The following is an 11,798-nucleotide window of genomic DNA, read 5'->3' on the forward strand; positions in this document are numbered from 1 at the left end:
TCATTATACATATCGAGTTATGTTTATATGAAGCCATCATTTTACTAGCATGCGGCGATTATGAAACATGTGAAAAAACAATATTAGAGGCACTCGAGTTTTCAAAAAAGCATCAAGTATATTTTAAAACAGACGAATTTTATCGGATTTTATCTTACCAAAAAGTCATTACAGCTGATAAAGAACAATATTTATATTACATAAAAAAATCTGAGCAATTTGCCATTTTTACAGAAGATACTCTATCCATTGCGATTATTGATATTTTAAAAGCTTACTACTACAACACGATTACTAATGAATATACAATCGCATTAAAACATCTAGAACAATTTCGAGAGAAACTAAAAGATGAGCCACTTTTTCAAGACGACGGATTGTATTATCTTGAAAAAGGAAAAGCTTTATACGGATTGAAACGTTACGAGGAAGCTTTACAAGCATTGCAACGTGATATCATGCCGGATTATATGAACCATCCACTTGATCAAGCGTGGCTTACAACAGCAGGTGCATATCGTGCCCTTTGTTATGTAAAACTTAACGATAAAAAAAGGGCTCTGGAGGAAGCTACAGAAGCCGCTCAAAAGATACAATCCTACCCGGATTCCATCTTTTCTTCTTTTATTAAAGAAACATTACAAATAATACAAAAACTTTAAAAATGTCTCGAAATGGTATATTATTCCTCCTTTTTTGCAAAGATAATAATGATGGGAGGAATATAAATGAATATACAACGCGCAAAAGAGCTTTCCGAGTCATCTGAAGAAGCCAATGTCAGTTTTCAAGGCATGCCTGTTATGATTCAACACGTCGATGAAAGCAACGAAACCGCCCGCATATATGAAGTAACAAATCCAAAACGCGAATTAACGGTTCCAGTTAATAGCTTAGAGGAAATATAAAAAATGCCACTTCTTTTTTTGAAGTGGCATTTTTCTTACTTTAGATTACTTAATATAAATCCCTTCTATCCTCTGTTTTACAACACCTAAAAAAATAAGAATCTTCTACTTCTTTTTTTAACCTGCTAAAATACAAACTATGAATTAATTATTCGCACTATACATTAAGGGGGAAAAATAATGAAATATGATTTAGAAAAAAACAAGCCCTATTATGCAGTTATATTCACTTCAAATCTATCAAATGATACAACAGATTATAGTACCGTTTCCGAAAAAATGGAGGAACTTGCGAAACAGCAACCTGGATTTTTAGGCGTCGAAAGCGCACGTGATAATTCGGGACTCGGCATTACAATTTCTTATTGGGAGTCACTTGAAGCAATTGAAAATTGGAAAAAGAATGCCTTACATAAAGAAGCGAAAAAAAGAGGCCGTGAGCAATGGTATGAAAACTTCCACCTGCGCATCTGCCTTGTTGAGAAAGAATATAAGTTTCATAGAGGTACATTGTAACTATGAAGAAAAAACTAGCTCTCGTTGTTGTTCATGAAATATACGGTGTGAATGATCATATGCATCATGTTATAGACCACTTCACTACATCTCATATAGATGTATTTTGTCCTAACCTTCTACAATTACAAAATGTATTTCATTATAGTGATGAGGAAAAAGCATATCAACATTTTATGAACCACATTGGATTTGATAATGGAAAAGAGCAAATTGAAGAATTCATTACTTGCCTTTCCAATAGTTACACACATATTGGACTTATTGGCTTTAGCGTTGGAGCTACCATCTCATGGCTATGTAATAACAATCCTAGAATAGATTTTATCATTGGATGTTACGGTTCCCGTATACGTGACTATGTTCACATTAAACCTACATGTGCTACACTACTTATTTTTCCTGAACAAGAAGCTAGTTTTTCAGTATCCTCTTTAATCCAAACATTGCAGCAACAAAATAATCCTTTATTAGAAATAAATCAACTACACGGTGAACATGGATTTTTAAATCCGTACACTGAAAAATATAACGAGCACTCTACAAAGCAAGCATACAACCTAATAGATTCGTTTCTTACGCAAACAATATGATAAAGGAGTTTTATATGTCACTTACATTACTTTTACTCATATTCCTAATAATACCCTTCATTTCAGCATTAGCTCTCATTTTTATGACAGTTAAAAAAGGAAATTTTCTAAACCTACCATACTCACAATCATTCATCGTATGTGCTCTATTTTTTACGAATTGGATATTATATTTAACAAATTTTTATTCATTACTACCTGAGAAAKTTAGTCGATTTATATTTCTACCTATTTGGTTTTTCCTTTGCGTTTTAGGCTTTATTGTTTTCGCACGCGAATGGAAGAACAATCGTATTTTTTCCATATCTATCGGTTTCCTTTCTTCTATTAGTTTTCTATTTGGATTATTGTTGTTAGTTCTTTCAGGAATGTAAAAATAAAAGGAAGAAAAGCCCAACATCAACTTTTCTTCCTTCTATTTTTACCTTTAGATTTTATTGTCATAGTTTCACAAGGTGTGTAATAAATTTGAGGTGTCGCCTTATCAACAAACATCATAAACGTAATAAAGCCGATAATAAAAAAAATAAACAACGTTAACAATATTGCTCCTATCGTTAAAAGTATCATAACACCACCCCTATATATTTCATGTTATTACACCTTTCGCTATTATATGAGCTGAATCCTTTTTAGAAAAATAAACGTAACAAAATAATTACAATGACTCCTGTTAATACTGTTCCTAATAAACTACGAGTATATATCGCTACGAAAAATGTAGGAATTGCCGCAATGATATAATCCCACTGCACTGTCTCATGCATAAATAATACTTGTGCTAAAAGTGCTGCTAATATCGCAATTGGTATGTAATTTAACCATTTTAAACCCCAGTCTGGAATTTGTAGTTTACTAAATACGAGAAGAGGTAAAATACGTGGTACGAGTGTGACAGCTCCGGCTGCTAGTAAAAGGAATAATACGTCCACTCTTACTTCCATTTTTCAATCACCACCCCGATTGTCGCAGCTAAAAGTGTTGCGATAATAACTGCTATACTATCTGGCATAAATAAGTGTGAAACGTATGCGATAATAATTGCTACAATTGCTACACTTAGATGAATGGCTAGTTTCGGTTTACTACTTATTAGCTGAAGTACAAATAATCCGATAAACATCGCTGGTAACGCATAATCCATTCCGTACGTATGAGGATCTGGTATCCACTCTCCAAAAAGCCCTCCGAGAACTGTAGCTAAAATCCAATTTAAATATGCTGTTACATTAAGTCCCATCATCCATTTCTCGCCTAAATGGCCTTTTTGTGCTGCTTGTTGCACTGCAACGCCGAAAGTTTCATCTGTAATTTGCGAACCAATTATTAAATTTTTAAAAAGAGGTATCTTGGTGAAGTAAGGTGCGAGTGCAGCACTCATTAATAAGTGACGTAAATTAACAAAGAACACAGTAAAAATAATTGCCGAATCTGGGGCACCCGCTGCATACATACCCGCTAATATAAACTGAGCAGAACCTGCGTAAATTAATGTGGACATAAAAGCAATTTCTATGATCGAGAAACCTGCTGTTTTCGCAATAACACCAGCCGCTATACCGATGCTCAAATATCCAAATACAGTTGGTAAACAATCCTTTACACCTTGCTGAAATGAATCATCGCTCTGCAGTGTCATATGTGCTTGAGCTTTATTCACCATTATCTCCCTCCATTTCTTCCATAGTACGTTTTCCTGTTACGACATGAACTAAATCTATGTTTTCACGCCATAATGTATCTAATTTATCAGCTCCAAACTCCTTCGTAATCTCCTCCACCATAATGTCGTGCCGAACATATTCTGTAGCGACGAGAACTAAAGCTGGATCATACGTTGTAACGGCCCATGAAGTGCTATCATTTGAAAAGTTAGCAATTAATACTTCTTCCCCATCACGCGCGATAACAGTTAAATGACCACCCATTCTCTTTTCAACGACGTGAGGTGTCATATAATTATGGTGAAATGTCGCTCCTATTTTTTTTTCTGGAGCACCAAATAAAATTGAAAAAATATGTACGCCTTCCGCTTCCTTTTGATGAATGAATGGCTCAATCTCGTGCACTTGATCCTCCCATACAGAAATCCATAACTCTTCTTTTGCTCTATTAATTATATTGCATATTTCTTTCAAAACACGATCATTTGAGCGAATATGCGAAATTACATCAATTTGTCGCTCTTGTTCTAAACAATTTAATTTTCGGTCTAAAAATTCAAAGGACTTTTCAAAATCTTTTCGCATTCGATCCATTAATTCCGTAGCTGGCACTGGTACATATTTCAATGGTTCAGAAGGAACGATATGCACCGCTCCTTTATCCATCAACTTGCCAAGTACTTCATAAATCATCGAACGAGGTACGCCTGTTTGTTTACTCACTTCATAACCTGTTACTGGATAATGTTTTAATAGTCCAATATACGCTTTACATTCGTACTGGGAAAAACCTAACTTTTGTAACTCCTTTATTATTTCATCCATCGGTAACCCCTCACAATTTATATAGCTCTAATTTCAAAACTACGATTTCACTTTCCATTAGTAGTTATTGCTATACCTACTAATATAAAAAAGAAGCCTCTACAAGTCAACTGATAATTCCGAATTTTTATTCGAAATAAAAAGCCTTCTTTTGAAAGGCTTTTTGTGCATAATGAATTATTTCAACTGTAGAGCATTTGATATATTACCCTCCAAATGCTCACGTAAGGTTGAACCTGTATACTCTTCTCTAAATACACCTGCTCTCACGAATAAAGGAATCACTTCACTAAAGAATAAATCCAATGATTTTGGAGGTCCCCCTGGAATTGCAATAAATCCATCTAGTGCCCCTGCTTCAAATCTTTCCATAATTTGCTTACAAACATCTTGTGGTGTGCCTATAGCGACCCAATGAGCAGAACCAACAACTTCTGGTCGTTCTAGTATTTGCTCAACAGTTGGTTCATTTTTTATGATGAAATTCCGTAATAATTCGGCATGTGTTTTACTACGTACAGCTTGATTTCTACTTGGTAGCATATGTTCAGTAACCATACTTTCTAATGGCATCCCTCTAATATCTAATCCGAGAACCATTTCGAGTAAAGCGTACCTCTTCTCTTTTGTAAGATGTTGATGAGCTTGCCTGTGCATTTCTAGTGCTTCTTCATATGAATCACCAATAAAGAAATATAAACCAGGCAATACACGTATATCATCTTGCTTTCGGCCATGCTTTTCTGCTCTTCTTCTTAAATCTTGGCGAAGTTCGATTCCTGATTCTACATCTGGCATCGCGGCGAAAATTGCATCCGCAACAGAAGCAGCGAAATTCCGGCCAGACTCTGAAGCACCCGCTTGAAATAAAGGCATTTCCCCAGAAATATGTTGCGGGATATTAAGTGGACCTTTCACCTCAAAATGCTCACCACGATGCTCAATTGGCTGTACCATTTCTCTAATTACATCTGCGTTGTCTTCTTTTAAAACTTCATAAGGATGGCTCCTCCAAAGTTTTCTTACTAACTCTGTACATTCTGCCGCTTTCGCGTATCGTTCCTCAGATGGTGGCATCCCTGTCTCACCAAAGTTTTCAGCACCATCAATTGATGTGACAATGTTCCATCCTACTCGGCCGTTACTWATCCAATTTAAAGATTGTAGTTGCCTCGCTAGTATATATGGTGGATAAAATGATGTTGAAGCGGTCGTAACGACTCCAATCTTTTCTGTTGCATAAGCGATAGCAGTAAACAATAGTGTCGGATCTAAAATTACATTCCCCTTATTACGAGCAATTAAATCGGGATGCGCTACTAAATAGTCAGCTTTAAAAACAAAATCTAACTTCGATTTTTCTGCTTGTTTTGCTAACTCTACTTGTAAGGTCAGCCATTTCTTTCGTCATATCCACATTTGAATTTTCTAGCATATGATTACGTACTGCCCCTGTTCCATTCGGTAAATCAGCAACGTTTCCTTCTGCTAGTGTAAAACTTTTATTTTCACGTTGTACGAGGCGAGCGTTCGTTTCTACGTCTACTGTTTTCGTTTGCAGACGGGCAATATTATTTTGTGTTACTTCATCGTATAATGTACCGTCTGCTTGTACAGCTACCTTTGCTCCTTCTGGAATACGAATACGTTCATTATTCTCACCCATTACGAAAGCACCAGATGCTGTTTGTAAATAACGATCACTATTTAATGTAAAGCTACCGTCTCTCGTTAAAAATGTTTCATCATTTTTAGATGTAACGAAAAATGATGATGTGCCAGCCGCACCGTCGTCTAAAAAGAAATCTGTAGCACTATTTGTCATTTGTACATTTCCTTGTACTAAGTTCACATGCGTCGCAGCTGGTACGACAGCGTAATCAACCGAGCCGATATTTGTCGCCGATCCGTCTCCGCGGCGATATGTGTCTTGCACATCAAATACTTTAGACGTCATGTTTTCTGCTTTAAATCCTGTCGTTTGGGCATTTGCGACGTTATTCGAATGAACATTAATATGCTGCATGTAATTCATCATACCCATAGAACCTATATAAAGACCGTTCATACTCGTTTGAATAAGGCAAGTGCCTTATTCTTCACCTCTTTTCTTACGATGTTTGTAACATTTGTTTTGCTAAATGTTCAGYTGTAGCGATATGTATATGTTGCTTCACGTCTTGTCCRTCTGTCATTAATACAATTGGWGCTGATGATACTGCTGGAATTTTTAACAATTCACCACTACTCGCTGTTTCATCAAATTTCGTAAATACGATTCCATCAATATGAATATCTTTAAAATTCGTAATGATTTCAATCATATCTTTACTTTTCATAGAAGCAGATAACGTTAAACAAATATAATCTGGCTCTACTTGCCCCATCGTCTCAATCATTTCTTCAACCGTATCTGACGTACGATAATTCTTTCCAGCCGTATCTATTAAAATATAATCGACGCGCGCTTCTTCTTTAAAATAACTGAGTGCCCTTGTCATAGCTGCTTCATCTCGCACAGCGATAACTTCTGACCCAATTGTTTTTACGTAATCTTGCAGTTGCTGCACTGTTCCAATGCGAGAGTGGTCCGTCGTAATAAAACCAACTGTTTTTCTCTTAGCGTGAAACTGCCATGCCATTTTCGCAAGTGTCGTCGTTTTTCCAACACCAGTTGGACCTATTAATGCAATCGTTTGTATTTCTTTTTCAAATACGTTTTCAGTATTAAAATGAGATCTCATATCTTCCAATATGTATCCGATGACTTCCTCTTCTGTATTTTCTCTTTTTTTCTTGCCCATTCTTCACTATTTCCTGTTTGCATCGCTGCGTACGGCATAGAAGTCGTTACGTTTTCTAAATTGTGCAGTACCGATTGAATTCCATTTGCCTTCACAATTTCTTCTGAAGGTTCATTTACAACATCCATTAATTGTTCATGAAATTGAGTTACGCCTTCGTTACTTTCTTCCTGTTTATCTTCAGGAAAAGCGACTAACATTTCATAATTCTTCTTCCAAAAAAACGGGATGTTTCGTTTTACACTTTCATCGACAACGTAGTAATAATCTGTACCATATTGGTCAAATAACTTTCGATACAATTCATTTTTCGAAGCTGCYTTTATTCGCATTAACGCTTCTTTTTTTTCTGTACTTTCCATTACTTCACCCCCTACTATTCAATATAAGCAATTTGATCTACAACAATTTCTGGTGCTAATTCACTAATACATAATACTTTAGCTTCTATTTGATAACGTTCAAGAAGTCTCACAATCGCAAACCTGAAATCTTTTCTGCGTGTTAATAATACTGGCTCTCTTCCCATTATAAATTTTCCCATCAGGATTTTTCGCACTCTCACAAATAACTTTTGAAATACATTCACGAACAAATGCAGTGACACCATCAACATGGTTTTGATAAATTTCTTTCCCGTCAATAATACCTTCAATAATTGTTGGTAAATCACGAATTGAAATTCCTTCTTTCAGCAGTTGTTTAATAACATTTTGCACGAGTGATAAATCGATTTCTTTCTTCTTAATTTCTTCTAATAAAACGCCATTATCAGTTTCAAGCGAGTTAATCAAGTCTTTCACATGTTGACGCTGAATTAACTCATGAAGATTACGTCTAACGACAACATCTAAATGCGTAATTAATATGCTGAGCGGCTCTAACACTTGATAGCCTTTCATTTGTGCATCTTGTACCATATGCTCCAAAATCCAATATCCATCTTCACCAAAAATTGGATCTTTCGCCGGCTCTGCATCTAAATCAGCCATTACATTCGGTGTTTTCAGTGCTAATAAATAACCTGATTTTAAAACACCTTCAGCCGCCTTCGCACCTTTAATACGAATAATGTAACGTCCGCGTGGTCTAAAGCTCGTATTATCTTTAAAGTTAATTCCCGGAACGTTAATACCAAGGTCGGTAATAATCGACTTCCTCATAAGAACAACTTTATCACGAGCTGTTTCCCCGTTAATCTTCTGCTTTACAAGTGCCGCTAAATCTAAACCGAGCTCTACGATAATTGGATATTTATCTGTAAAGACGCCGAATGAATCTTCCACTTGTTGCAGTTGCTCTTCATCGCCTTGAATCATTTCTAATTCTTTTTGAAGCTCGTCTTCTTTTTCTTTCTTTATTCGCTTTTTATTACGAACTCCTAAGAAAACAATCGTGCCTCCAACGAGAGCAAAGGGTAGAAATGGTAACGGTGTAAAAACACCCATTGCGATAAATAAGCCACCGAGTGCATATACAACAACTTCATGCGCTAATAACTCTTTAAAGATTCCTTCAGTTACTGTATCAGATGAACCGTCAAATACTCGCGTTACGATAATACCTGTTGAAATCGCAAGCATTAACGAACCGATTTGGTTTACAATTCCGTCACCGACAGTTAACTGTGTATAGTGAATAGCCGCATCTGCAAAGCTCATTCCTTGCTGCATCATACCGACAATTAAACCGAAAATAATGTTTACGAATAAAATGACAATCCCGAAAATAACGTCCCCTTTAATGAACTTTCCGGCACCATCCATCGCTCCGTAAAACTCTGTTTCCATATTTAATTTTTTTCGTTTCGCCTGTGCATCTTTTTCTGTAATAAGACGCTGATTCAAATCAGCATCGATAGACATTTGTTTCCCTGGTAAAGAATCAAGTGTAAAACGAGCTGCTACTTCAGCTGTACGAGACGCACCGTTTGCAACGATAAACTGGAATATGATTAATACTATAAAAATAACGATACCAATTAATAAGTTTCCGCCAATTACGAACTGGCCGAACTCTTCAATAACATGACCCGCATTTCCGTCTGTTAAAATCGCTCGCGTCGTCGAAACGTTAATCGATACGCGGAAAATCCCGATTAATAACAACATCGTTGGAAATGACTTTAATTCATCCCACTCGTTAATACTTGTAGCTCGCATATAAATAAGCACTGACATACTTAGTAGAAAAACGATAACGATATCAAGTATAAATGGTGGAAGTGGAATTAAGAGCGCCACAACGAATGACGCTGCTAAAAAGATAGAAAAATAGGTTCTTGCAGAATCCATCTTAAACAAAGAGATCCCCTCCAAACGCGCTATTATACTTCAAGTTCTTTTGTTTGAATTAAATAGCGCATAACTTCAATTACAGCTACATATAAATCTTCTGGAATCGTCTCATCTTCCTCGACTTGATAATATAAAGAACGAGCGAGCGGACGGTTTTCCACCATTGGTATTTCTTGTTCACGGGCAAGCGTTCGTATATATAATGCGAGCTCATCTTCCCCTTTTGCAACGACAATAGGCGCTGCATCAACTTGTTTATTGTAACGAAGTACAACCGAAATATGCGTTGGGTTATTCACAATAAACGTTGCACCATCCATCTTCTTCGCAATTGTCCCTTGCAAGATGGCATGCATAAAGTTTTTTCGTTTCCCCTTTACTTGCGGGTCCCCTTCATTATCTTTATGCTCMCTTTTCACTTCTTCTTTTTTCATCTTAATATCTTGTTCGTACTCCCATTTTTGATAAATGAAATCAATAATAGAAAGAACGATTAAAATAATTAAAATGGCTAAAAAGATAAATTTAATTTGGCTAATAATTTCAGTAAGTGACGCTGTCCAGTTAAATCCAATCATACTAACGATTTTCTCTAAATTCTTTTTAAAGAGAACGTACGAAACGTAACCGATTAATCCCATATAAAACAGTGATTTCAAAATATCTACTAAACTTTTACGACTAAACAATCTCGTAAAATAGTTTTTCGGATTAATACGTGATGCTTTCGGCTTAAGTACTTTAGAAGAAAATAAGAAACCAACTTGAATCATATAATTGAACAAATGAAAAGCATATACAAGTATTAATATAGGAGCCGATACTTTCAGAAGTAATATACCCATTAAATAAAAATACTCGGTCGAATCTGTATTTTTTCCAATTTGATCAAACAGTACCGCTACGGAATGTGCAATCTCATAGCCGAGCCAATCTCCGAAAAAGTAAACGACAACTGCTAATACAAGAATGGAAAATAAATTATTTAAATCTTTACTCCGGGCGATATTCCCTTCTTCACGCGATTTTTTACGCTTCTGCGGGGTGGCCTTTTCTGTTTTATTATCCTTTGCCATGCGCGTCCCCCTACTTCGTTAAGAAAAAGTTAAATAGTTTCGTATACTCTTCCAGTAATACGTCTGTCATATTTTTAAACACATAACCGAGCATCGGTACACTCATCGCAATAAACAAAATACCACACGTTATTTTAATTACGTACGCATTCATAAAAACGTTTAATTGCGGTGCATTTTTTGCAATTAAAATAAGGACGAAATTAATAATGAATAGACTGCCCATAAGTGGCAAAGCAATTTCAACCGCTGATGTAATTGCAAATAATAACGTTGCAAGTAGACTATCTAAAAAACTAGTCGTCAACAATTTTGAAATCGCCTCTGTATATTGAAACGACTTTAAAATCGTGGCAACGAAATAGTTAATGCCGCCAAGTGAAATAAAAATAATAAGAAAAAATATATCAAAAATTGTTGATAGCAAAGTGGACTGTGACCCTGCATTTACATCAAATAAACTCGCCTGTGATAAACCGATATCAAAGTCTAAAATATGCCCTGCCATTTTCGGAATGTTCCACAGCATCTCTACAATTTTTGAAAGGGATAACCCAATTACAATTTGCGTTCCTGCATAAGCTGCTACATCCCAAACTGTCTTTATGTGAGAGACATCCACCTGATCTACCACTGTAATCGAAAGAGCGAGTCCAAATGTAACCTTTGCCATTGCCGGAATTGATCGCCCTGAGAAAAACGGTAGAAAATATAAAAATGAAGTAATGCGACAAAACGCAAAAAACGTCGCCGCCCATAATTCCATATTCATTTCAGTTCACCTATCTTAGTACGAACGCAATAGCGATGGGATTTTATCAAATAAATCTAAAATAAGCATCGTTAACTCTTGAAACATCCACGGACCTAAAATGATAATAACGAGCACAATACTCGCCATTTTCGGTAAAAACGTCAGCGTTTGCTCTTGAATTTGCATCATCGCCATAATAACTGCGATAATAATAACGACAATCATACTCACAACGGCAATCGGCATTAAAATCATAACCCCTTTATAAAAAAAGGTTTGGAAAATATCTATAATTGGTGATGTATTCATTTATATGACTCCTATCACATAGCATCAAACGCTTCAGGCGACCGTCTTAACC

14 protein-coding genes and 2 pseudogenes are annotated in these 11,798 nt (G+C 36.0%); 5 read left to right on the top strand and 11 right to left on the bottom strand.

Features of this window, described 5'->3' with window-relative positions:
• The 5 genes from AC1DJR_RS14920 to AC1DJR_RS14940 all read left to right on the top strand — a co-directional run.
• Window positions 1-662, top strand: a 662-nt coding sequence (locus tag AC1DJR_RS14920; protein WP_477002912.1) for a tetratricopeptide repeat protein, incomplete at its 5' end; no start/stop codon positions are given.
• 66 nt (window positions 663-728) lie between these two features.
• On the top strand, window positions 729-908 hold the full coding sequence (locus AC1DJR_RS14925) for an H-type small acid-soluble spore protein (protein ID WP_001025736.1): 180 nt from the start codon (window positions 729-731) through the stop codon (window positions 906-908).
• 180 nt (window positions 909-1,088) lie between these two features.
• Window positions 1,089-1,424 (top strand): antibiotic biosynthesis monooxygenase family protein, encoded by a 336-nt coding sequence (locus AC1DJR_RS14930; protein WP_002064676.1) that lies wholly within the window; start codon window positions 1,089-1,091, stop codon window positions 1,422-1,424.
• Between the two features lie 2 nt (window positions 1,425-1,426).
• Window positions 1,427-2,017 (top strand): dienelactone hydrolase family protein, encoded by a 591-nt coding sequence (locus tag AC1DJR_RS14935; protein ID WP_242309181.1) that lies wholly within the window; start codon window positions 1,427-1,429, stop codon window positions 2,015-2,017.
• 14 nt (window positions 2,018-2,031) lie between these two features.
• Entirely contained in the window at window positions 2,032-2,391 is a 360-nt protein-coding gene (locus tag AC1DJR_RS14940; protein ID WP_477002913.1) for a hypothetical protein, read from the top strand.
• A 25-nt stretch (window positions 2,392-2,416) separates the two neighbouring features.
• Here the strand turns inward: AC1DJR_RS14940 and AC1DJR_RS14945 are convergent, their stop codons facing one another.
• From AC1DJR_RS14945 to AC1DJR_RS14995, 11 genes and pseudogenes are all read right to left on the bottom strand, one after another.
• Window positions 2,417-2,587 (bottom strand): DUF3951 domain-containing protein, encoded by a 171-nt coding sequence (locus AC1DJR_RS14945; RefSeq protein WP_002011981.1) that lies wholly within the window; start codon window positions 2,585-2,587, stop codon window positions 2,417-2,419.
• 62 nt (window positions 2,588-2,649) lie between these two features.
• On the bottom strand, window positions 2,650-2,961 hold the full coding sequence (locus AC1DJR_RS14950; protein ID WP_137076197.1) for an AzlD domain-containing protein: 312 nt from the start codon (window positions 2,959-2,961) through the stop codon (window positions 2,650-2,652).
• On the bottom strand, window positions 2,952-3,680 hold the full coding sequence (locus AC1DJR_RS14955; protein ID WP_477002914.1) for an AzlC family ABC transporter permease: 729 nt from the start codon (window positions 3,678-3,680) through the stop codon (window positions 2,952-2,954). Before AC1DJR_RS14955 ends, AC1DJR_RS14950 begins: the two co-directional genes overlap by 10 nt.
• Window positions 3,670-4,506 carry a TrmB family transcriptional regulator gene (locus AC1DJR_RS14960; protein WP_477002915.1) on the bottom strand — a complete coding sequence of 279 codons (837 nt, stop codon included), beginning with the start codon at window positions 4,504-4,506 and terminating at the stop codon, window positions 3,670-3,672. Before AC1DJR_RS14960 ends, AC1DJR_RS14955 begins: the two co-directional genes overlap by 11 nt.
• Window positions 4,507-4,683: 177 nt before the next feature.
• Window positions 4,684-5,901: an NtaA/DmoA family FMN-dependent monooxygenase gene (locus AC1DJR_RS14965; RefSeq protein WP_477002919.1), complete on the bottom strand. Its 1,218-nt coding sequence runs from the start codon at window positions 5,899-5,901 to the stop codon at window positions 4,684-4,686.
• Entirely contained in the window at window positions 5,840-6,574 is a 735-nt protein-coding gene (locus AC1DJR_RS14970) for a flagellar hook-basal body complex protein (protein ID WP_477002916.1), read from the bottom strand. The genes AC1DJR_RS14965 and AC1DJR_RS14970 overlap by 62 nt, the downstream gene beginning before the upstream one ends.
• 43 nt (window positions 6,575-6,617) lie before the next feature.
• Window positions 6,618-7,672: pseudogene (gene flhF / locus AC1DJR_RS14975) on the bottom strand (flagellar biosynthesis protein FlhF).
• Between the two features lie 14 nt (window positions 7,673-7,686).
• A pseudogene (locus tag AC1DJR_RS14980) lies at window positions 7,687-9,613 on the bottom strand (FHIPEP family type III secretion protein).
• 23 nt (window positions 9,614-9,636) lie between these two features.
• Window positions 9,637-10,683, bottom strand: coding sequence for a flagellar type III secretion system protein FlhB (gene flhB / locus AC1DJR_RS14985; protein WP_477002917.1), 1,047 nt, complete (start codon window positions 10,681-10,683; stop codon window positions 9,637-9,639).
• A 10-nt stretch (window positions 10,684-10,693) separates the two neighbouring features.
• Window positions 10,694-11,455 carry a flagellar biosynthetic protein FliR gene (locus AC1DJR_RS14990; RefSeq protein WP_477002918.1) on the bottom strand — a complete coding sequence of 254 codons (762 nt, stop codon included), beginning with the start codon at window positions 11,453-11,455 and terminating at the stop codon, window positions 10,694-10,696.
• 15 nt (window positions 11,456-11,470) lie between these two features.
• Window positions 11,471-11,746: a flagellar biosynthetic protein FliQ gene (locus tag AC1DJR_RS14995; RefSeq protein WP_002011993.1), complete on the bottom strand. Its 276-nt coding sequence runs from the start codon at window positions 11,744-11,746 to the stop codon at window positions 11,471-11,473.
• Between the last annotated feature and the right edge of the window lie 52 nt (window positions 11,747-11,798).

The sequence above is a fragment of the Bacillus sp. 05T31 genome (genome assembly GCF_056396725.1).

Coding starts and splice junctions, on each gene's coding strand:
- AC1DJR_RS14960 (WP_477002915.1), bottom strand. CDS start 4,506: ATGGATGAAATAATAAAGGAGTTACAAAAGTTAGGTTTTTCCCAGTAC.
- AC1DJR_RS14925 (WP_001025736.1), top strand. CDS start 729: ATGAATATACAACGCGCAAAAGAGCTTTCCGAGTCATCTGAAGAAGCC.
- AC1DJR_RS14955 (WP_477002914.1), bottom strand. CDS start 3,680: ATGGTGAATAAAGCTCAAGCACATATGACACTGCAGAGCGATGATTCA.
- AC1DJR_RS14970 (WP_477002916.1), bottom strand. CDS start 6,574: ATGAACGGTCTTTATATAGGTTCTATGGGTATGATGAATTACATGCAG.
- AC1DJR_RS14990 (WP_477002918.1), bottom strand. CDS start 11,455: ATGAATATGGAATTATGGGCGGCGACGTTTTTTGCGTTTTGTCGCATT.
- AC1DJR_RS14935 (WP_242309181.1), top strand. CDS start 1,427: ATGAAGAAAAAACTAGCTCTCGTTGTTGTTCATGAAATATACGGTGTG.
- AC1DJR_RS14995 (WP_002011993.1), bottom strand. CDS start 11,746: ATGAATACATCACCAATTATAGATATTTTCCAAACCTTTTTTTATAAA.
- AC1DJR_RS14950 (WP_137076197.1), bottom strand. CDS start 2,961: ATGGAAGTAAGAGTGGACGTATTATTCCTTTTACTAGCAGCCGGAGCT.
- AC1DJR_RS14930 (WP_002064676.1), top strand. CDS start 1,089: ATGAAATATGATTTAGAAAAAAACAAGCCCTATTATGCAGTTATATTC.
- AC1DJR_RS14945 (WP_002011981.1), bottom strand. CDS start 2,587: ATGATACTTTTAACGATAGGAGCAATATTGTTAACGTTGTTTATTTTT.